The following is a 17,631-nucleotide window of genomic DNA, read 5'->3' on the forward strand; positions in this document are numbered from 1 at the left end:
GTTTTGCTATTCGTGAAGGTGGTCGTACTGTTGGTGCCGGTATCGTCTCTAAGATCATTGAATAAATAATGCTTGTTGAGTGCTTTGATTATTGAAGGCACTTTGTATAACAGGGAAATAAAGAGCATGAACAGTCAGAATATTCGCATTCGCTTGAAAGCGTTTGATCATAGAATTCTTGATACGTCGACGCGTGAGATCGTATCGACTGCTAAACGTACCGGTGCAAATGTCCGTGGTCCCATTCCGCTTCCGACGCGGATTGAGAAGTTTACGGTCAATCGTGGACCGCATATCGATAAGAAAAGTCGTGAGCAGTTTGAGATGCGAACACATAAGCGTCTTCTTGACATTGTTGATCCAACGCCGCAAACAGTGGATGCGCTTATGAAGCTCGATCTTTCTGCTGGTGTGGATGTAGAAATTAAGCTCTGAGGTTTGAGGACAGAAGGAACAGACCCGATGCGTTCAGGTGTAATAGCACAGAAGCTGGGCATGACCCGTATTTATAATGATGCTGGTGAGCATGTGCCGGTGACGGTACTTCGTTTGGAGAATTGTCAAGTCGTTGCTCAGCGTACAGTTGAAAAGAATGGTTATACTGCTGTTCAATTAGGTGTAGGCTTTGCTAAGGTTAAGAATACTTCACAAGCTCTTCGTGGACATTTTGCTAAGGCTTCTGTTGAGCCTAAAGCCAAAATAGCAGAGTTTCGTGTGAGTCCCGACAATCTTCTTGATGTTGGTACTGAGATTACAGTGGAACATTTTGTTCCAGGACAAAGAGTTGATGTGACTGGTACCAGTATTGGTAAGGGGTTTGCTGGTGTTATGAAACGACATAACTTTGGTGGACATCGTGCTTCTCATGGTAATTCGATTACACATCGTGCTCATGGTTCTACAGGGCAGTGCCAAGATCCTGGTAAAGTTTTTAAAGGTAAAAAAATGGCTGGCCATATGGGGCAAGTGCGTGTAACAACACAGAATATTGAAGTTATTTCCACTGATAGTGAGCGTGGTTTAATTTTAGTGCGTGGTGCTGTTTCTGGTTCTAAAGGTTCTTGGATTTTGATACGGGATGCTGTGAAGAAGCGTCTTCCTGATAATGCTCCAAAGCCTGCTGGTATTCGCCGTCTTGTGAAGGAGAAAGCGGAAATGGTTACTCCGGTGACGGAAACCTCTGAGGTTGAGGGAGCCTAATAATGGATCTTGTAATTAAAACTCTTGATGGTAATGAAGCTGGCAAATTAAAGGTTTCTGAAGCTATTTTTGATCTTGTTCCGCGTGAGGATATTTTGCAACGTGTTGTTCGTTGGCAGCTTGCACGTCGTCAGCAGGGAAGTCATCAATCCCAAGGTCGTTCTGATGTGTCGCGAACAGGGGCAAAAATGTTTAAACAGAAAGGAACTGGGCGTGCTCGACATTCATCTGCACGTGCACCGCAGTTTAGGGGTGGGGGTAAGGCACATGGACCGGTGGTTCGTAGCCATGCGCATGATCTTCCTAAAAAGATTCGTGCTCTTGGGTTACGTCTTGCTTTATCTGCAAAATTAAAAGCAAAAGATTTAATTATTGTGGATGAGTTGACTGTTAAGGATGCTAAAACGAAAATGCTTGTTTCTCATTTTTCTAAGCTTGGATTTAATAACGCTCTCTTGATTGATGGTAAAGAGATTGATATTAACTTTTTTCGTGCAGCCTCTAATATCCCTAATATTGACATTTTGCCTATTCAGGGAATTAATGTTTATGATATTTTGCGTCGCAGCAAACTTGTTTTATCAAAAGCAGCTGTTGAGGCTCTTGAGGAGCGTTTTAAATGACAGATCTTCGCCATTATGATATAATTATTAGTCCAGTTATTACTGAAAAGGCGACTATGATTTCTGAATATAATCAAGTTGCTTTTAATGTCGCGCCGAAAGCGACGAAGCCTGAGATTAAGGCTGCTATTGAAGCGCTTTTTAGCGTAAAAGTTAAAGCAGTTAACACGATAGTCCGTAAGGGTAAAGTGAAGCGTTTCAAAGGTATAGTTGGTCGGCAGAGTGATGTCAAAAAAGCGATCGTAACTCTGGCCAGTGGTCAGACTATCGACGTTTCGACAGGTCTTTAAGAGGCTCGGAGATAGGAATAATGGCACTTAAGCAGTTTAATCCAACGACACCTGGGCAGCGTCAGCTTGTTATTGTGGAACGTTCTTGTCTTTATAAGGGAAAACCTGTAAAGATGTTAACTGAAGGTTTGTCTTCAAAGGGTGGACGTAATAATCGCGGTCGTGTTACTGCTCGTTTTCAGGGTGGTGGACATAAACGTAGTTATCGGTTTGTCGACTTTAAGCGTCTTAAACGTGATGTTTCAGCAAAGGTTGAGCGTTTAGAATACGATCCTAATCGTACCGCTTTTATTGCTTTAATCCGCTATGAGGATGGGCAATTGAGTTATATTCTTGCACCACAGCGTCTTGGTGTTGGTGATTCTGTTATGGCTGGTTTAAATGTGGATGTTAAACCAGGTAATGCTATGCCTCTTGCTAATATGCCTGTAGGTACAATTATTCATAATGTTGAGATGAAGCCAGGGAAAGGCGGACAGATTGCACGTTCAGCAGGTGCTTATGCGCAGTTGGTTGGACGAGATCATGGTATGGCTATTCTTCGTTTAAATTCTGGTGAGCAGCGTTTGGTTCCGAGTAGCTGTTTTGCAACTGTTGGCGCTGTTTCAAATCCTGATCATGGGAATATTAATGATGGTAAGGCGGGGCGGTCACGTTGGCGTGGTAAACGTCCACATGTTCGTGGTGTTGCTATGAACCCCGTTGATCACCCACACGGTGGTGGTGAAGGTCGTACATCGGGGGGGCGCCATCCAGTTTCTCCCTGGGGTAAACCTACGAAAGGTAAGCGTACGCGCTCCAATAAAGCCACTGATAAATTTATTATGCGTACGCGTCATCAACGCAAGAAATGAGAAAGGTAGTCTGAGGTGGTTCGTTCAGTGTGGAAAGGTCCGTTTGTTGACGGCTATCTTCTTGGTAAAGCAGAGAAGGTACGTGCAAGTGGGCGCAACGAAGTTATAAAAATATGGAGTCGTCGCTCTACTATTTTACCGCAATTTGTTGGTTTAACTTTTGGTGTTTACAACGGTAATAAGCATATTCCTGTTTCTGTTTCTGAAGAGATGGTTGGGCATAAGTTTGGTGAGTTCGCTCCTACCCGGACTTATTATGGTCATGGTGCCGATAAGAAAGCGAAGAGGAAGTAGGAATGGGAAAAGCTAAAGTTTCGCGCCAGCTTAAAGATAATGAAGCAAGAGCTGTCACGCGGACAATTCGTGTTAGTCCGCAGAAGCTTAATTTAGTTGCTGCAATGATTCGTGGTAAAAGAGTTAATGTAGCGCTCGCTGATTTGATGTTTTCACGCAAGCGAATTGCTGCTACTGTGAAAAAAACGCTTGAATCAGCAATTGCAAATGCAGAAAATAACCACGATCTTGATATTGATTCGCTTGTTGTGGCGGAAGCTTATGTTGGTAAGTCGATAGTGATGAAGCGCTTTCATGTTCGTGGTCGAGGGCGTGCTAGTAGAATTGAACGTCCATTTTCGCATCTTACTGTTATTGTTCGTGAAGTTACCGAAAAAGTGGAGGCCGCGTAATGGGGCAGAAGATCAATCCAATAGGACTTCGTCTTGGTGTTAATCGGACTTGGGACTCTCGTTGGTATGCTGATAGTGGTGAATATGGGCGCCTTCTTCATGAAGATTTGAAAATTCGTTCATATGTGCTTGAGGAACTTAAACAGGCGGCTATTTCTAAGGTTGTTATTGAGCGTCCTCATAAAAAGTGTCGTATTACAATTCATTCTGCACGTCCTGGTTTGATTATTGGTAAAAAGGGTGCTGATATCGAAAAGCTTCGTCGTAAACTCTCAGAAATGACGGATGCTGAAACTTCATTGAATATTGTGGAGATTCGTAAACCGGAGATTGATGCGACAATTATTGCGCAATCAATTGCTCAACAGTTAGAGCGTCGTGTTGCTTTTCGTCGTGCAATGAAGCGTGCTGTTCAGTCTGCTATGCGTCTTGGTGCGGAAGGTATTCGTATCAATTGTTCTGGCCGTCTTGGTGGTGCTGAAATTGCTCGTATGGAATGGTATCGTGAAGGTCGTGTTCCACTTCATACCTTGCGTTCTGATGTTGATTACGGTACAGCAGAAGCTAAGACCGCTTATGGTATTTGTGGTATTAAAGTTTGGGTCTTTAAGGGTGAGATTCTTGAGCATGATCCGATGGCTTCAGAACGTCGTGCTACGGAAGCTGATCAATCTGGTTCTTCATCGAATCGTCGCCGCGAAAATGCTTAGTTTTTGAGATTGAACTAAAATTTGGAGTAGAGAACAATGTTGCAGCCAAAGCGCACAAAGTTCCGTAAACAGTTCAAAGGCCGTATTCACGGTTTTGCGAAGGGTGGTACGGATTTGAATTTCGGTGCCTACGGTTTGAAGGCTGTTGAGCCGGAGCGGGTTACTGCTCGTCAAATTGAAGCGGCGCGTCGTGCGATTACACGTTATATGAAGCGTTCTGGTCGTGTGTGGATTCGCATTTTTCCAGATCTTCCGGTTACATCTAAACCGACTGAAGTTCGTATGGGTAAAGGTAAGGGAAGTGTTGATTATTGGGCTGCACGTGTTGCTCCTGGGCGCGTCATGTTTGAGCTTGATGGAGTTCCGGAGGATGTTGCACGTGAAGCACTAAGATTGGGTGCTGCAAAGTTGCCTATAAAAACGCGTTTCATCCAGCGTATTGCTGAATAATGAGGTTATAAGCGATGAGAGCCACAGAATTACGGGCGCAAACGCTCGACCAAATGAAAGATGAATTGGCTAAGTTAAAGAAAGAGCAATTTAATTTGCGTTTTCAAAAAGCAACAGGTCAATTAGAAAAGACTGCGCGCGTTAGACAAGTTCGTCGTGATATTGCGCGTATTAAAACTTTTCTTCGTCAAAAGATAACTGAAAGTAAGTTTTAAGGAAATAAGAGATGCCTAAACGCGTTTTGCAGGGTGTTGTTATTAGCGACAAAAGTGATAAGACTGTTGTTGTCAAAGTTGAACGCCGTTATTCTCATCCGCTTCTTAAGAAGACTGTTCGGCAGTCTAAAAATTATAAAGCGCATGACGAAAACAACCAATTCAAGATTGGGGATCAAGTTTCTATTCAAGAATCTAGACCAATTTCGAAAGATAAATGTTGGATTGTTGTAAAAGACAATGTAGCGTAATGAGTTAAGCTTATTGTTTTAGAATTTAACAGTGTGGTTATCATTGATAAATTTGAAGGCGATAACTTTATCGTTATTTGGCAGGCAAATCCGAGTGTGTAAAAGATACAATCGGATATATGTGTTAAGAGAAGGTGGCCAGTCATGATTCAGATGCAAACAAACCTCGACGTTGCTGATAATTCTGGAGCGCGTCGTGTCATGTGCATCAAAGTGTTAGGCGGTTCAAAGCGGAAATATGCTTCGGTCGGTGACATTATTGTTGTTTCGGTTAAGGATGCAATTCCTCGTGGCCGTGTTAAAAAAGGTGATGTTATGAAAGCTGTTGTGGTTCGTACTGCTAAGGATATTCGTCGCGCAGATGGTAGTGTCATTCGTTTTGATAGTAATGCTGCGGTTTTAGTAGATAATAAAAAAGAGCCGATCGGTACTCGTATCTTTGGACCTGTTCCCCGTGAATTGCGTGGTAGGAATCATATGAAGATCATCTCGCTTGCTCCTGAAGTTCTGTAAGGAGTAAATGTTATGCAAAAGATTCGAAAAGGTGATAAAGTTGTTGTTTTGTCCGGTAAGGATAAAGGATGTAGTGGTGAAGTAATTAAGGTTAGTCCAAAAGAGAATAAGGCTTTTGTTCGTGGGATTAATATGATTAAACGTCATCAACGTCAAACGCAGAAGCAAGAAGCTGGAATTATTTCTAAAGAAGCTCCGATTCATCTGTCTAATTTGGCGATTGCTGATCCTAAAGATGGTAAGCCTACACGTGTAGGCTTTCGTATGAATGCAGATGGTAATAAAGTTCGTTTTGCCAAGCGTTCGGGAGAGTTGATTAATGGCTGAGGAAAGACAAATACCGCGTATGAAAGCGCATTATTTTGAAGTGATTCGTAAAGTGCTTCAAGAGAAGTTTAATTACAGAAATGTGATGCAAATTCCGCGGATTGATAAAGTTGTAATAAATATGGGGATAGGTGAAGCAACTGCTGATTCGAAGAAACCTTCCCTTGCCGCTGAGGATTTAGGGCTAATAACGGGTCAGAAGGCTGTTGTTACGCGTGCGCGTAATTCTATTGCGACCTTTAAGGTTCGTGAAGGAATGCCTCTTGGGGCTAAAGTTACATTGCGTAAAGATCGTATGTTTGAGTTTTTAGATCGTCTTGTGACGATTGCTCTTCCGCGGGTTCGTGACTTTCGTGGTTTAAATCCAAAGAGTTTTGATGGTCGTGGCAATTTTGCTATGGGTATTAAAGAACACATTGTGTTTCCAGAAATCAACTATGATAAAGTTGATCAAATTTGGGGTATGGATATTATCGTTTGTACGACAGCAAAAACGGATGATGAAGCTCGTGAGTTATTGCGTGCTTTTAATTTTCCTTTTCGTTCGTAACGGCAAACGTAGTGAGGTGAAATTATGGCCAAAGTAAGTGCCGTTGAAAAAAATAAGCGTCGTGAGGTGATGGTAAAGCGCTATGCTGCCCGTCGTGCACGTTTGAAAGCAATAGTTATGGATCAGAAGGTTTCTCTTGAAGAACGTTTTAAAGCTTCTGTTCAGTTGGCAGAGTTGCCGCGTAATTCTTCGAAAGTTCGTATTCGTAATCGCTGTGAGGTTTCAGGTCGTCCGAGGGCTTATTATCGTAAATTAAAAATGTCGCGAATTGCGTTGCGTGAGCTTGGCTCTATTGGCTATATTCCTGGTATTGTAAAGTCTAGTTGGTAAGAGGAGATTATTTAATGTCTATGTCAGATCCTCTTGGTGATATGCTAACACGTATTCGTAATGCACTTGGTCGTAAAAAAGGTAAAGTAGTTACTCCAGCTTCGAAGCTTCGTGCGCACGTTCTTGATGTTCTTCAGTCGGAAGGTTATATTCGCGGATATAATCGAATTGATTTAGGTGATGGGAAAGCTGAAATTGAAATCGAATTGAAGTATTTTGAAGGGCTGGCTGCTATTCGTGAGATTTCACGTGTATCAAAGCCAGGGCGTCGTGTGTATGTTTCTGCTAAGTCACTTCCTCAGGTGGCAAATGGCCTTGGTATTTCGATTTTATCGACTCCTAAAGGCGTCATGGCAGATCATGAGGCGCGTGAACAGAATGTTGGTGGAGAACTCCTTTGTCGTGTTTTCTAAGTTATGTCAAGAAAACGGAAGAAAAAGTAGGTTAGAACAATGTCTCGTATTGGAAAGAAACCCATTTCAATTCCTTCTGGAGTTACTGCTACTGTTGAAGGACAGCTGGTTAAGGCAAAAGGTCCAAAAGGTGAGCTGAGTTACGTCGTCAATGATGAAGTCTTAGTCAAACTTGAGGAGAATATCATATCAGTTATGCCGCGGGATCAGTCAAAAGATGCGCGTTCTAAATGGGGTATGTCGCGCTCAATGATTGAGAACATTTTTTGTGGTGTGAAAGATGGTTTTGAAAAGAGGTTGGAGATTAATGGAGTTGGTTATCGTGCTGCTTTGCAGGGTAAGGATGTTCAACTATCTCTGGGCTTTTCGCATGATGTGGTTTATAAAGTTCCGTCGGGTGTTACTGTGACTGTTCCTAAGCCAACGGAAATTGTTGTTTCTGGAATTGATAAACAGCAAGTTGGACAAGTTGCAGCGGAGATTCGTGAGTATCGTAAGCCTGAGCCTTATAAAGGTAAAGGTGTTAAGCATGCAGATGAACGTATCTTCCGTAAAGAAGGTAAAAAGAAATAAGGATTTTGTATTATGGTTTCATCTAAGGACATTATCCAACGTCGTGCAAGGCGTGTTCGTCGTAGAATTAAAATGGTTTCTCATGATCGTCCTCGGCTTAGTGTTTATCGTTCAAATCAGAACATTTATGCTCAAGTTATCGATGATTTGCGGGGATGTACACTTGTTTCAGCCTCTACTCTTGAAAGTGATTTGAAAAAATCGTTAAAGAGTGGTGCTGATAAAAAGGCGGCCTTTGCTGTTGGTAAGTTAATTGCTGAGCGTGCGAAGAAAGCGGGTGTTAATGAGGTGGTTTTTGATCGTGGAGCGTATGTGTACCATGGTCGCGTCAAAGCTTTAGCTGAAGCTGCTCGTGAAGGTGGTTTGAATTTCTAAAATTTCTTATTTATGAATGAGTAAGGAGAGTTTAGAGTATTTCGTTTAAGTTCTTCCAGTTTGATGAGGGACTTTGTTATCGTGCTTCCGGAAAAGAAAAAGGAATGAGGAATGGCACAAAAAGAACGTGGTGAGAGAGAAGAACGCGATAATGAATTTGTCGATAGGCTCGTTCATATCAATCGTGTTGCTAAAGTTGTAAAGGGTGGTCGGCGTTTTGGTTTTGCTGCTCTTGTTGTCGTTGGAGATCAAAAAGGGCGTGTGGGTTTTGGACATGGTAAAGCCCGTGAAGTTCCAGAAGCCGTTCGTAAAGCAACGGAATCTGCGAAACGTGGGATGATTTATGTTCCGCTTCGGTCTGGGCGTACATTGCATCATGATCTTGAAGGTCGTCACGGAGCTGGGCGTGTTTTGCTACGTTCGGCTTCTGCTGGTACTGGTATTATTGCTGGGGGACCGATGCGTGCTATTTTTGAAGCTCTTGGTATGCAGGATGTCGTTGCAAAATCACTAGGGTCGTCGAATCCTTATAACATGGTTCGTGCAACATTTGATGCATTGAAACATCAAATGCATCCTAGAGATATTGCTGCTCAACGTGGTATAAAGTATTCGACTTTGCAGGCGCGTCGTCGCCATTTAGTCGACCTAGAAGGGTAGTTTCTGAGATTATCAGAAAAGGAATTAGGAAATGGTTCAGAAAAAATCTCAGAGTGGTAAAACTGTGACGGTGGAACAAATTGGAAGCCCTATTCGAAACTCACAGATTCAGCGTGCAACCTTAAAGGGGCTTGGACTAAATAAAATGCGTCGTCGGCGCGTTTTAGATGATACACTTTGTGTGCGGGGTATGATTGCTCGGGTTCGGCATCTTGTTCGCGTTATAGATGAAGGTTAAGGGTTGCGGGAGTATTAGATATGAAACTCAATGAACTGCGTGATTGCGAAGGCGCAACAAAAAATCGTAAGCGTGTTGGGCGTGGTATTGGTTCCGGTACGGGTAAGACTGGTGGTCGTGGTGTAAAAGGGCAAAAGTCACGTTCTGGTGTTTCCCTTAATGGTTTTGAAGGTGGGCAAATGCCCATCTATCGTCGTTTGCCAAAACGTGGATTTAGGAATTTCTTTGCTAAAACCTACAATGAAGTTTCACTAGGACGTATTCAGTTGGCAGTTGATGCAGGTAAGTTGAATATTGAAAAGCCTGTTGATATGGTTTCTTTGAAAGAGGCTGGTATTATTCGTCGTGAAAAAGATGGGGTTCGTCTTCTTTCTGATGGTGATTTGAAGGCTAAGATTACCTTTCATGTTTCTGGTGCTTCACAAGCTGCTCGTGTTAAGATTGAAAAAGTGGGTGGCCAGGTTATTCTTCCTGATATTGCTCGATAATTTTTTGATATGAATAGAGACCTAAAGAAGAATAATATCTGTTTTGTGGGATCTTTTGTGGAGAATTGTTTAAGTTCTGCATTTGTTTGTGTATGCATATATGAATTTTAGGATTATACTTCTGTGATTTGAAGAACTGGAGTGTAAAGTGGAGACGTTTTATGGCATCAGCAGCAGAGCAATTTGCTTCCAATATAAATTTCGGCACCTTTTCGCGTGCAACTGAATTAAAGAAACGCATCTGGTTTACTCTGTTGGCGCTTCTTGTATATCGTTTTGGCACTTACATCTCTCTTCCAGGTATCAATATCGATGCTTTGCGGCAAACATTTGAACATCACGCGTCGGGTGTATTAGGACTCTTTAATATGTTTGCTGGAGGTGCCGTTGGGCGTATGGCTATTTTTGCGCTGGGTATCATGCCTTATATATCGGCATCTATTATTGTGCAATTGTTAACATCTATTATTCCTTCTTTGGAAACTCTTAAAAAAGAAGGGGATTTAGGTCGTAAGATTATCAATCAATATACGCGTTATGTAACAGTCGTATTGGCAATTCTACAAGCTTTTGGTATTGCGGTTGCGCTTGAAAGCGGTATAGGGTCGGGGCTTCAAATTGTTTTAGAACCAGGTCTTATGTTTCGTATTTCTTCTGTTATTACGCTTGTTGGCGGAACGATGTTTCTTATGTGGCTTGGCGAGCAAATTACGTCACGTGGTATTGGTAATGGGGTTTCTCTTATCATTTTTACAGGGATTGTAGCCAACTTTCCTTCTACTTTTGCTCAGCTTTTGACAGCTCATAGTCAGGCTGATTTATCAACTTTTCTTTTAATAGGAATCGTTCTTATTGCTGTTTTGGTTATTGGGCTTATTGTTTTTATAGAGCGTGCGCAACGGCGAATTCTTATCCAATACCCGAAACGTCAGGTCGGTAATCAAATGTTTCAAGGAGATATGTCGCATCTTCCTTTAAAATTGAATACTGCTGGTGTTATTCCACCTATTTTTGCTTCATCTTTATTATTATTACCTGCCACTATTAATAATTTTTCTGATAAAATGCCACAATGGGTTCAGGAGATTTCTTATGCTCTTGGTCATGGACAGCCACTTTATATGATTGTTTATGCATTTTTAATGGCGTTTTTTTGCTTTTTTTATACAGCTATTGTGTTTAATCCAAGTGATACTGCAGATCAGTTGAAAAAACATTCTGGTTTTATTCCAGGGATTCGTCCAGGTGAGCGTACAGCCGAATATATTGATTACGTTTTGACGCGTATTACTGTTGTGGGCGCTATTTATATTATCTTGGTTTGTTTGTTACCTGAATTTATGATATCTGCATTACAGGTTCCTTTTTATCTTGGGGGAACATCCTTGTTGATTGTTGTTACTGTTACACTTGATACGGTTGCTCAAATTCAGGGGCATCTTGTTGCCCACCAATATGAAGGGTTGATAAAAAAATCAAAACTTCGTGGAGGTAGAAGGAATCGATGAGAGTTATTCTTTTAGGTCCTCCTGGAGCGGGAAAAGGTACGCAAGCAAAAATGTTGACTGAGGAATATAACATTCCTCATTTATCAACAGGGGATATGTTGCGTGAGGTGATTGCCAAAGAAACGGAGATTGGTAAAAAAGCTAAAGCTATTATAAGTTCTGGTGCTTTGGTACCTGATAGTATTGTTAATCAAATCGTATCAGATCGGATTGATGAAGCTGATTGTGTAAACGGTTTTGTTTTGGATGGATATCCGCGAACTGTGGGGCAAGCAGAAGCGTTGCAACAGATACTGGATTTAAAAAATATGCGGCTTAATGCTGTTATTGAATTGTGTGTTGATGAAGACGTGTTGATTGAACGTATGAAGAAGCGCGTTGAGGAAACAATAGCGACTGGTGGACAGGTTCGTTTAGATGACAATCCTGTTGCTTTTGCAAAAAGATTAGTAGAATATCGTGAAAAAACAGCTCCCTTATCAAAATTTTATTCAGAGAGGGGAATGTTGAAGGTTATTGATGGAATGATTGGTGTTGCTGAAGTGACACGTATGATTAGAGGGTTTCTTTCATGAGATTTTTTTTTAGAAATAAATGAAAAGAGTTGACTTTTGAGATGAAATCTATCAAAAGTGAATTTAATTTATTTTAGTGAAATAATAGGATTCGGAAGAATTTTTTTTCTGAGTCTATTTTTTTCTGTAAAGTATATCAGGTATTTTATAACAATTTGTCAAAATAACTAAGGAGAGTAGGCGTGGCTCGTATTGCTGGCGTCAATATCCCGACAAATAAGCGTGTAATTATTGCGCTTCAATATATCCACGGGATTGGACCAAAATTTGCTCAAGAAATTATTGAAAGAGTTGGCATTCCTTTGGGGCGTCGTGTGCATGAGCTTTCAGATGCTGAGGTGCTGCAGATTCGTGAGGCAATAGATCAGGGGTATCAAGTTGAAGGTGATCTTCGTCGTGAGGTTGCTATGAATGTTAAGCGTTTGATGGATCTTGGTTGTTATCGAGGATTGCGTCATCGCCGGTCTTTGCCTGTCCGAGGACAGCGTACACATACGAATGCCCGTACACGTAAAGGTCCGGCTAAGGCAATCGCCGGTAAGAAGAAATAAGGGCCTTTGTGGGAGGTTTTTTATATATTCTTTTTCTTGTTTGATTTTTTTTGACAAGGAAAAAAGGTGGAGCTGCTGATGTTACGGCAGTGATGAGATCGTTGAAAGGGAAATTATGGCCAAGGAAGCCACACGTGTTCGTCGTCGCGAACGTAAAAATATTTCATCGGGTGTTGTGCATATTAATTCAACATTTAATAACACAATGATTACTATTACTGATGCTCAGGGTAATGCAATTGCTTGGTCATCTGCGGGAGCTCAGGGGTTTAAAGGTGCGCGTAAATCGACACCTTTTGCTGCTCAAGTTGCTGCGGAGGATTGTGCAAGAAAAGCGCAAGAGCATGGTATGCGTTCTTTGGAAGTTGAAGTTTGTGGACCTGGATCAGGGCGTGAATCTGCTTTACGTGCATTGCAATCTGTTGGTTTTGTCATTACTTCTATTCGCGATGTAACACCAATTCCTCATAATGGATGTCGTCCGCGGAAAAGGCGGCGTGTTTAATTGGGTGTTGTTTTTTGTTGTCGGAGATTTCTCTGATGTTCACATTGGTCGTTACGATTGAATGGTAACGGAACTAAAGAACGGGAATAAAAATATGATCCAGAAAAACTGGCAGGAACTTATTAAACCCAATAAGGTTGAATCATGTGCACATGATAATCCAAATATTATAAGTGTGATTGCTGAACCTCTTGAGCGTGGTTTTGGTTTAACGTTAGGAAATGCGCTTCGTCGCGTTTTGTTATCTTCGCTTCGTGGTGCTGCTATTACTGCTGTGCAGATTGACGGTGTTTTGCACGAATTTTCATCGATTCCAGGTGTGCGTGAGGATGTTACGGATATTATTCTGAATATAAAAGAAATTGCGCTTCGTATGGAAGAAGAAGGGCCTAAACGTGTCGTCGTTTATAAAGAGGGGCCTGGTGTCGTGAAAGCGGGAGATATCAGTACAGTTGGGGATATGGAAATTCTAAATCCAGATCATGTTATTTGTACTCTTGATGAAGAAGCTGAAATTCGTATGGAATTTATTGTCAACACAGGAAAGGGGTATGTGCCATCTGATCGTAATTGTGTTGATGATGCACGTATAGGGCTTATTCCAATTGATAGTCTTTATTCACCTATCCGTAAGGTATCTTATAAAGTAGAAAATACACGCGAAGGTCAAGTTCTCGATTATGATAAATTAACGCTCACGATTGAAACAAACGGTGCTGTTAATGGTGAGGATGCTGTTGCTTTTGCAGCACGCATTCTTCAGGATCAATTATCGTTATTTATTAACTTTGAAGAGCCACAGAAGGAGCCTGTTGAAGAGGCTGATTCTGAGCTTTCTTTTAATCCTGCACTTCTCAAAAAAGTGGATGAATTAGAACTTTCAGTTCGTTCGGCAAACTGTCTTAAGAATGATAATATTGTTTATATTGGTGATCTGATTCAAAAAACAGAATCTGAAATGCTTCGGACACCGAATTTTGGTCGCAAATCGTTGAATGAGATTAAAGAAGTTTTGGCGTGTATGGGTTTACATCTTGGGATGGAGATTCCTGCGTGGCCGCCTGAAAACATTGATGATCTTGCAAAACGTTATGAAGATCAATATTAAAATTAGAATTTAAGGAGAGGGCTTATGCGCCATAGTAAGTCAGGACGCAAGTTGAACCGTACTGCCAGTCACCGTAAAGCGATGTTTGCAAATATGGCAACTTCGTTGATCGAGCATGAGCAGATTGTGACAACGCTTCCAAAGGCTAAAGAAATTCGTCCTATTGTTGAAAAACTCGTTACTCTTGGTAAGCGTGGTGGTTTGCATGCGCGTCGGCAAGCTATTGCAGCACTTCGTGATGCAGGAAAGGTTGCAAAATTATTTGATACGCTTGCGCCACGTTATGCATCACGCAACGGTGGGTATTTGCGTATTATGAAAGCGGGGTTTCGTACCGGTGATAATGCGCCCATGGCTGTTATAGAATTTGTTGATCGTGATGTTGAAGCGAAGGGTGCTGGGGATCGTGCTCGCATGGAAGCTTCTGAGAATGAAAAGGGAACATCTTCGTAGAGTTTTTTATTCTGTTGGATTTTTAAAGGCCGCCTTGTCTTGGGCGGTTTTTTTGTGAGCATTTTTAAGTTTGTTTTAGTTGAGAAATAGGTGCAGAGAGAAAATTATAGAATATTGAATTATCTTATTTTTATAATATTTATCGTTCAAATAGGTTGTTTTTATTCTCTATTATGAAATATTAATAGAGGTCCTTAATTTGCGGGGATACGTTTTTTTATTCTATTAATCTTCAACAGAATGTGCTGATTTTATAAGGAGTGGATTATGAGGTATTCTTTTTGGGTGCGGATTTTTTTTGCAATTATGATGCAGATATCATTTGATCATGTATATGCTCATGTTCCTCAAACACAAACAGAAATCACTCTTTCATTTGCTCCTTTAGTTAAAAAGACAGTTCCATCTGTTGTAAATATTTATGCAGCTCGACAAATTAGAGCTCGATCACCTTTTGAAGGCGATCCATTTTTTGAGCAATTTTTTGGTCGTTTTCAAAATAAATTTCCTGTTCGTAAGCAATCGTCATTAGGATCAGGGGTGATTGTTGATGCACGTGGTTTGATCGTTACAAATTACCACGTCATTAAAGATGCAAGCGAAATTAAAGTGGCTTTTTCTGATGGACGGGAGTTTGAGAGTAAGGTCGTGCTCAAAGATGAAGCAACTGATATTGCAATTCTTGAAGTTAAGGAAAAAGATGCTCAATTTCCGGTTCTTTCTTTGGGAAATTCTGATACTGTTGAAGTTGGTGATCTTGTTCTTGCTATTGGTAATCCCTTTGGTGTTGGTCAAACAGTTACAAGTGGTATTGTTTCAGCGCAAGCGCGTACACGTGTTGGGATTTCTGATTTTGACTTTTTTATTCAAACAGACGCAGCCATTAATCCAGGGAATTCTGGTGGCGCTTTAATTGATATGAAAGGTCAGTTAATCGGAATTAATACGGCTATTTATTCGCGTTCCGGTGGTTCTGTAGGGATTGGTTTTGCTATTCCAGTTAATCTTGTAAAAGTGATGCTTGATACTGTTAAACGCGGTGGAAAATATTTTGTGCCGCCTTATATTGGGGCTTCTTTTCAAAATGTTACAGCTGATATTGCTGGTGGTTTAGGTTTAGAACGTCCCTATGGTGCTCTTATTGTTGAAGTTATCAAAGATAGTCCTGCTGAAAAAGCTGGATTGAAAGTAGGTGATGTTATTTTGAGTGTGCAGGGGGTACGCGTTGACAGTCCAGATAGTCTTGGTTATCGTTTGATGACAGCTGACGTTGAGCATAGTCTTGCCTTGGAATATTTACGAAGTGGAAAAACTTTAAAAACACAAATAACAGTTTCATCAATATCAGAAACTGCATTTTTAAAATCTGAAAAAATTACGGGTGACAGTCCTCTTGCTGGTGCTGAGGTGTTAGATTTAACACCGCAAAATAGTCGACGTTTTCATCTTCCTATATCTGCAAAAGGGGTTGTGATTACCAATCTTGAGGAAATGAGCAATGCAGCTGGAATTTTTCAGTCAGGAGATATTCTACGTGTTGTAAATGGCCATAAAATTCAAACAGTTCATCAGTTGAAAAAGGTTCTTATGCAAGGTCGCTCAAATATGTGGCAATTGGAATATGAACGTGATGGTATGTATATTCGCCAATTTATTCGTTGAGGTTTTTTTTGAAGAAAGATTTTTTTACTTCGTCGTTTGATTTTCAAGTTAATAAAAATCAGCCACTTGCAGAAAGAATGCGCCCTTGTTCTCTCAATGATGTTGTGGGACAAAAGCATTTGATTGGAGAGGATGGTTTGCTTTCACGTATGGCGGCAACAGGCTCAATTGGATCGATGATTTTTTGGGGACCTCCAGGGACGGGAAAAACGACCGTTGCACGTTTGTTAGCCCTTGAAACAAATTTCGCGTTTGAACAGGTTTCTGCTATTTTTACAGGAGTTTCTGAACTTAAAAAGATTTTTGAAGTTGCGCAGAGGCGTTTTATATCTGGGGATAAAACACTTCTCTTTGTTGATGAAATTCATCGGTTTAATCGTGCACAGCAGGATAGTTTTCTTTCTGTGATGGAAGAGGGTACTGTGGTACTTATAGGTGCAACAACCGAAAATCCTTCTTTTGAACTGAATGCTGCCCTTCTTTCGCGTGCACGTGTTTTAACATTTCTTTCTCATGATCATGAAAGTTTGGACATGCTTTTGAGGCGTGCTGAAGAAGTGGAGGGAAAAACTCTTCCCTTGGATAATGATGCCAGAGACGTTTTGATAGAGATGTCTGATGGTGATGCGCGGGTTGCGTTAACATTGGCAGAGGAAGTTTGGTCTATTGCGCCATTGGGAGAGATTCTTGATGTTGTTGCTTTGCAAAAAGTTATTCAGCGTCGTGCGCCTATTTATGATAAAGGACGAGATGGGCATTATAATCTCATTTCAGCGTTGCATAAATCCGTTCGTGGATCTGATCCTGATGCTGCGCTTTATTATTTGGCACGTATGTTGGATGCTGGTGAAGATCCTCTCTATATTGGGCGAAGATTGGTTCGTATGGCCGTTGAAGATATTGGTTTGGCGGATCCTCAAGCTCTTGTCATTTGTAATGCAGCAAAAGATGCCTATGATTATTTAGGATCACCAGAAGGAGAGTTGGCCTTGGCGCAAGCATGTCTTTATGTTGCAACTGCGCCAAAGTCAAATGCAGCATATCTTGCGTATAAAGCAGCACTGCGTTGTGCACGCAAAAATGGCTCTTTACCACCTCCTAAGCATATTCTTAATGCTCCTACGAAATTTATGAAGGAAGAAGGGTATGGAAGTGGTTATTGTTATGACCATGATGAACCAGATGCTTTTTCAGGACAAGAATATTTTCCCGAAAAACTTGGACGTCAGAGTTATTATAAACCAGTTGAGCGTGGTTTTGAGCGTGAAATTGTGAAACGTCTTGAGTGGTGGCAACAGTTGCGCAAAAAACGTAAAGATCAAAATAAAATTTGAGTTGAAATACGTTTTTTATTGATCTCTTATGTTATTGTATGAGAAATTTAGCTTATATTTTAAACAATTTATTGCATTGCTTGTAGAGATTTTTTTGATATCTTCAAAAGTGCATATTTTTTCAAATTTAAATATATCATTCAACTTTTAAGCTGCTTTATTTTTTTTGGTTTTATTAAATAATATATT

29 protein-coding genes and 1 pseudogene are annotated in these 17,631 nt (G+C 40.9%); all 30 read left to right on the forward strand.

Annotated elements, in window-relative coordinates; translation table 11 throughout:
• Positions 1-65: pseudogene (locus tag ACFINR_RS04775) on the forward strand (elongation factor Tu); the annotation flags it as partial.
• A 61-nt stretch (positions 66-126) separates the two neighbouring features.
• Positions 127-435 (forward strand): 30S ribosomal protein S10, encoded by a 309-nt coding sequence (rpsJ, locus tag ACFINR_RS04780; RefSeq protein WP_005773267.1) that lies wholly within the window; start codon positions 127-129, stop codon positions 433-435.
• A 27-nt stretch (positions 436-462) separates the two neighbouring features.
• Complete coding sequence (gene rplC, locus ACFINR_RS04785; protein WP_273791404.1) at positions 463-1,200, forward strand: 50S ribosomal protein L3; 738 nt, start codon at positions 463-465, stop codon at positions 1,198-1,200.
• 2 nt (positions 1,201-1,202) lie between these two features.
• Complete coding sequence (gene rplD / locus ACFINR_RS04790; protein ID WP_375613145.1) at positions 1,203-1,823, forward strand: 50S ribosomal protein L4; 621 nt, start codon at positions 1,203-1,205, stop codon at positions 1,821-1,823.
• The gene (locus ACFINR_RS04795; protein WP_273723987.1) at positions 1,820-2,113 is read left to right on the forward strand and encodes a 50S ribosomal protein L23; all 294 of its coding nucleotides are present in this window, start codon (positions 1,820-1,822) and stop codon (positions 2,111-2,113) included. Before rplD ends, ACFINR_RS04795 begins: the two co-directional genes overlap by 4 nt.
• A gap of 20 nt (positions 2,114-2,133) precedes the next feature.
• Positions 2,134-2,967 (forward strand): 50S ribosomal protein L2, encoded by an 834-nt coding sequence (gene rplB / locus ACFINR_RS04800; RefSeq protein ID WP_375611474.1) that lies wholly within the window; start codon positions 2,134-2,136, stop codon positions 2,965-2,967.
• A 15-nt stretch (positions 2,968-2,982) separates the two neighbouring features.
• Positions 2,983-3,261, forward strand: coding sequence for a 30S ribosomal protein S19 (gene rpsS, locus ACFINR_RS04805; RefSeq protein ID WP_004855734.1), 279 nt, complete (start codon positions 2,983-2,985; stop codon positions 3,259-3,261).
• A 2-nt stretch (positions 3,262-3,263) separates the two neighbouring features.
• A complete protein-coding gene (gene rplV, locus ACFINR_RS04810; protein WP_273791407.1) occupies positions 3,264-3,653 on the forward strand; it encodes a 50S ribosomal protein L22 in 390 nt (129 codons plus the stop codon).
• Entirely contained in the window at positions 3,653-4,363 is a 711-nt protein-coding gene (rpsC, locus tag ACFINR_RS04815) for a 30S ribosomal protein S3 (protein ID WP_273791408.1), read from the forward strand. Before rplV ends, rpsC begins: the two co-directional genes overlap by 1 nt.
• A gap of 36 nt (positions 4,364-4,399) precedes the next feature.
• Complete coding sequence (gene rplP, locus ACFINR_RS04820) at positions 4,400-4,813, forward strand: 50S ribosomal protein L16 (RefSeq protein WP_375611475.1); 414 nt, start codon at positions 4,400-4,402, stop codon at positions 4,811-4,813.
• Positions 4,814-4,827: 14 nt separating this feature from the next.
• A complete protein-coding gene (gene rpmC / locus ACFINR_RS04825) occupies positions 4,828-5,028 on the forward strand; it encodes a 50S ribosomal protein L29 (protein WP_375652792.1) in 201 nt (66 codons plus the stop codon).
• Positions 5,029-5,039: 11 nt separating this feature from the next.
• Entirely contained in the window at positions 5,040-5,279 is a 240-nt protein-coding gene (gene rpsQ, locus ACFINR_RS04830) for a 30S ribosomal protein S17 (protein ID WP_012231991.1), read from the forward strand.
• A 144-nt stretch (positions 5,280-5,423) separates the two neighbouring features.
• Positions 5,424-5,792 carry a 50S ribosomal protein L14 gene (rplN, locus tag ACFINR_RS04835; protein ID WP_004855715.1) on the forward strand — a complete coding sequence of 123 codons (369 nt, stop codon included), beginning with the start codon at positions 5,424-5,426 and terminating at the stop codon, positions 5,790-5,792.
• 12 nt (positions 5,793-5,804) lie between these two features.
• Entirely contained in the window at positions 5,805-6,119 is a 315-nt protein-coding gene (gene rplX, locus ACFINR_RS04840; RefSeq protein ID WP_015856579.1) for a 50S ribosomal protein L24, read from the forward strand.
• Positions 6,112-6,669 (forward strand): 50S ribosomal protein L5, encoded by a 558-nt coding sequence (gene rplE / locus ACFINR_RS04845; RefSeq protein WP_375613143.1) that lies wholly within the window; start codon positions 6,112-6,114, stop codon positions 6,667-6,669. Before rplX ends, rplE begins: the two co-directional genes overlap by 8 nt.
• 24 nt (positions 6,670-6,693) lie before the next feature.
• A complete protein-coding gene (rpsN, locus tag ACFINR_RS04850) occupies positions 6,694-6,999 on the forward strand; it encodes a 30S ribosomal protein S14 (protein WP_273791412.1) in 306 nt (101 codons plus the stop codon).
• Between the two features lie 14 nt (positions 7,000-7,013).
• Positions 7,014-7,412 carry a 30S ribosomal protein S8 gene (rpsH, locus tag ACFINR_RS04855; RefSeq protein WP_375613142.1) on the forward strand — a complete coding sequence of 133 codons (399 nt, stop codon included), beginning with the start codon at positions 7,014-7,016 and terminating at the stop codon, positions 7,410-7,412.
• A gap of 39 nt (positions 7,413-7,451) precedes the next feature.
• The gene (gene rplF, locus ACFINR_RS04860; RefSeq protein WP_375621436.1) at positions 7,452-7,985 is read left to right on the forward strand and encodes a 50S ribosomal protein L6; all 534 of its coding nucleotides are present in this window, start codon (positions 7,452-7,454) and stop codon (positions 7,983-7,985) included.
• Between the two features lie 12 nt (positions 7,986-7,997).
• Positions 7,998-8,360, forward strand: coding sequence for a 50S ribosomal protein L18 (rplR, locus tag ACFINR_RS04865; RefSeq protein WP_273791414.1), 363 nt, complete (start codon positions 7,998-8,000; stop codon positions 8,358-8,360).
• Positions 8,361-8,471: 111 nt separating this feature from the next.
• Complete coding sequence (gene rpsE, locus ACFINR_RS04870) at positions 8,472-9,020, forward strand: 30S ribosomal protein S5 (protein ID WP_015856574.1); 549 nt, start codon at positions 8,472-8,474, stop codon at positions 9,018-9,020.
• 31 nt (positions 9,021-9,051) lie between these two features.
• A complete protein-coding gene (rpmD, locus tag ACFINR_RS04875) occupies positions 9,052-9,258 on the forward strand; it encodes a 50S ribosomal protein L30 (protein WP_375611481.1) in 207 nt (68 codons plus the stop codon).
• A 20-nt stretch (positions 9,259-9,278) separates the two neighbouring features.
• Positions 9,279-9,746 carry a 50S ribosomal protein L15 gene (gene rplO, locus ACFINR_RS04880; RefSeq protein WP_375613141.1) on the forward strand — a complete coding sequence of 156 codons (468 nt, stop codon included), beginning with the start codon at positions 9,279-9,281 and terminating at the stop codon, positions 9,744-9,746.
• Between the two features lie 161 nt (positions 9,747-9,907).
• Positions 9,908-11,254, forward strand: coding sequence for a preprotein translocase subunit SecY (gene secY / locus ACFINR_RS04885; RefSeq protein WP_375611483.1), 1,347 nt, complete (start codon positions 9,908-9,910; stop codon positions 11,252-11,254).
• On the forward strand, positions 11,251-11,829 hold the full coding sequence (locus tag ACFINR_RS04890; RefSeq protein WP_375652797.1) for an adenylate kinase: 579 nt from the start codon (positions 11,251-11,253) through the stop codon (positions 11,827-11,829). The genes secY and ACFINR_RS04890 overlap by 4 nt, the downstream gene beginning before the upstream one ends.
• Positions 11,830-12,011: 182 nt before the next feature.
• Positions 12,012-12,380: a 30S ribosomal protein S13 gene (gene rpsM, locus ACFINR_RS04895; protein WP_026500557.1), complete on the forward strand. Its 369-nt coding sequence runs from the start codon at positions 12,012-12,014 to the stop codon at positions 12,378-12,380.
• 115 nt (positions 12,381-12,495) lie between these two features.
• On the forward strand, positions 12,496-12,885 hold the full coding sequence (gene rpsK, locus ACFINR_RS04900) for a 30S ribosomal protein S11 (protein ID WP_007347762.1): 390 nt from the start codon (positions 12,496-12,498) through the stop codon (positions 12,883-12,885).
• A 94-nt stretch (positions 12,886-12,979) separates the two neighbouring features.
• Complete coding sequence (locus ACFINR_RS04905) at positions 12,980-13,993, forward strand: DNA-directed RNA polymerase subunit alpha (RefSeq protein WP_375611485.1); 1,014 nt, start codon at positions 12,980-12,982, stop codon at positions 13,991-13,993.
• Positions 13,994-14,017: 24 nt separating this feature from the next.
• Positions 14,018-14,446, forward strand: a complete 429-nt coding sequence (rplQ, locus tag ACFINR_RS04910) for a 50S ribosomal protein L17 (RefSeq protein ID WP_273791421.1) — start codon at positions 14,018-14,020, stop codon at positions 14,444-14,446.
• 267 nt (positions 14,447-14,713) lie between these two features.
• Positions 14,714-16,108, forward strand: coding sequence for a DegQ family serine endoprotease (locus ACFINR_RS04915; protein ID WP_375652801.1), 1,395 nt, complete (start codon positions 14,714-14,716; stop codon positions 16,106-16,108).
• 8 nt (positions 16,109-16,116) lie between these two features.
• On the forward strand, positions 16,117-17,442 hold the full coding sequence (locus tag ACFINR_RS04920; protein ID WP_375613137.1) for a replication-associated recombination protein A: 1,326 nt from the start codon (positions 16,117-16,119) through the stop codon (positions 17,440-17,442).
• Positions 17,443-17,631 lie beyond the last annotated feature (189 nt).

This window comes from Bartonella sp. AP19HLJMH (genome assembly GCF_042196245.1).
Lineage (GTDB): Bacteria > Pseudomonadota > Alphaproteobacteria > Rhizobiales > Rhizobiaceae > Bartonella.

Bases quoted from the DNA above. Each gene is read 5' to 3' on its own strand.
- rplO (WP_375613141.1), top strand. From the start codon at position 9,279: ATGAAACTCAATGAACTGCGTGATTGCGAAGGCGCAACAAAAAATCGT.
- rpsK (WP_007347762.1), top strand. From the start codon at position 12,496: ATGGCCAAGGAAGCCACACGTGTTCGTCGTCGCGAACGTAAAAATATT.
- rplE (WP_375613143.1), top strand. From the start codon at position 6,112: ATGGCTGAGGAAAGACAAATACCGCGTATGAAAGCGCATTATTTTGAA.
- rplN (WP_004855715.1), top strand. From the start codon at position 5,424: ATGATTCAGATGCAAACAAACCTCGACGTTGCTGATAATTCTGGAGCG.
- rplC (WP_273791404.1), top strand. From the start codon at position 463: ATGCGTTCAGGTGTAATAGCACAGAAGCTGGGCATGACCCGTATTTAT.
- rplX (WP_015856579.1), top strand. From the start codon at position 5,805: ATGCAAAAGATTCGAAAAGGTGATAAAGTTGTTGTTTTGTCCGGTAAG.
- rpmD (WP_375611481.1), top strand. From the start codon at position 9,052: ATGGTTCAGAAAAAATCTCAGAGTGGTAAAACTGTGACGGTGGAACAA.
- rplD (WP_375613145.1), top strand. From the start codon at position 1,203: ATGGATCTTGTAATTAAAACTCTTGATGGTAATGAAGCTGGCAAATTA.
- rpsQ (WP_012231991.1), top strand. From the start codon at position 5,040: ATGCCTAAACGCGTTTTGCAGGGTGTTGTTATTAGCGACAAAAGTGAT.
- rplV (WP_273791407.1), top strand. From the start codon at position 3,264: ATGGGAAAAGCTAAAGTTTCGCGCCAGCTTAAAGATAATGAAGCAAGA.
- rplR (WP_273791414.1), top strand. From the start codon at position 7,998: ATGGTTTCATCTAAGGACATTATCCAACGTCGTGCAAGGCGTGTTCGT.
- rplF (WP_375621436.1), top strand. From the start codon at position 7,452: ATGTCTCGTATTGGAAAGAAACCCATTTCAATTCCTTCTGGAGTTACT.
- rplB (WP_375611474.1), top strand. From the start codon at position 2,134: ATGGCACTTAAGCAGTTTAATCCAACGACACCTGGGCAGCGTCAGCTT.
- ACFINR_RS04795 (WP_273723987.1), top strand. From the start codon at position 1,820: ATGACAGATCTTCGCCATTATGATATAATTATTAGTCCAGTTATTACT.
- ACFINR_RS04915 (WP_375652801.1), top strand. From the start codon at position 14,714: ATGAGGTATTCTTTTTGGGTGCGGATTTTTTTTGCAATTATGATGCAG.
- rpsE (WP_015856574.1), top strand. From the start codon at position 8,472: ATGGCACAAAAAGAACGTGGTGAGAGAGAAGAACGCGATAATGAATTT.
- secY (WP_375611483.1), top strand. From the start codon at position 9,908: ATGGCATCAGCAGCAGAGCAATTTGCTTCCAATATAAATTTCGGCACC.
- ACFINR_RS04905 (WP_375611485.1), top strand. From the start codon at position 12,980: ATGATCCAGAAAAACTGGCAGGAACTTATTAAACCCAATAAGGTTGAA.
- rpsC (WP_273791408.1), top strand. From the start codon at position 3,653: ATGGGGCAGAAGATCAATCCAATAGGACTTCGTCTTGGTGTTAATCGG.
- rplP (WP_375611475.1), top strand. From the start codon at position 4,400: ATGTTGCAGCCAAAGCGCACAAAGTTCCGTAAACAGTTCAAAGGCCGT.
- rpsJ (WP_005773267.1), top strand. From the start codon at position 127: ATGAACAGTCAGAATATTCGCATTCGCTTGAAAGCGTTTGATCATAGA.
- rplQ (WP_273791421.1), top strand. From the start codon at position 14,018: ATGCGCCATAGTAAGTCAGGACGCAAGTTGAACCGTACTGCCAGTCAC.
- rpsH (WP_375613142.1), top strand. From the start codon at position 7,014: ATGTCTATGTCAGATCCTCTTGGTGATATGCTAACACGTATTCGTAAT.
- ACFINR_RS04890 (WP_375652797.1), top strand. From the start codon at position 11,251: ATGAGAGTTATTCTTTTAGGTCCTCCTGGAGCGGGAAAAGGTACGCAA.
- rpmC (WP_375652792.1), top strand. From the start codon at position 4,828: ATGAGAGCCACAGAATTACGGGCGCAAACGCTCGACCAAATGAAAGAT.
- rpsN (WP_273791412.1), top strand. From the start codon at position 6,694: ATGGCCAAAGTAAGTGCCGTTGAAAAAAATAAGCGTCGTGAGGTGATG.